This is a genomic window from Bradyrhizobium sp. CFUWI, assembly GCF_056429085.1.
The window spans coordinates 1-449 of sequence record NZ_JBWJZE010000196.1; the positions used below are offsets into that span (position 1 = coordinate 1).

Consider the following 449-nt stretch of genomic DNA (forward strand, 5'->3'; position numbering starts at 1 on the left):
GCTACGGTCCAATGCCGATCGTCTTGGTGGATGATTTGCCCCACCAATTCACGGCCACCACGGGAAAAAGCGACGGTGTCACCGACCGCCCTAGAGCGGCTGTTCGACCAAGCGTTCACCAGGGCCTCGTTTACCTCTTCATCGGCGCCGCGCACGACGTTGATGCCACCTTCGCGCTTCGCAAAGGTCTTCAAGGCCTCAGCAGCATGGCCATCGAACAACTGCTTCACAGCCTCCCGTTCCTCGATGCGATGCTGCCGGCGGATCTCGTCCAGACGGTGCGAACCAAGCTTGTCGGCAATGGGCTGAAGTGCAGCACCAGCCCCCACGGATTTTTGCTGCTTCGTATCGCCGAGGAGGACTACCTTTGCCCCCGCTCTATGTGCGACGTCAAGCACGTCCCGCATTTGCTGGGCAGATACCACCCCGGCCTCGTCCACGATCAGAAG

At 60.6% G+C, this 449-nt stretch carries 1 protein-coding gene; it reads right to left on the bottom strand.

Features of this window, described 5'->3' with window-relative positions:
* Positions 1 to 449: AAA family ATPase (locus AC066S_RS39390; protein WP_478271995.1), on the bottom strand; the 449-nt coding region annotated here is incomplete at both ends.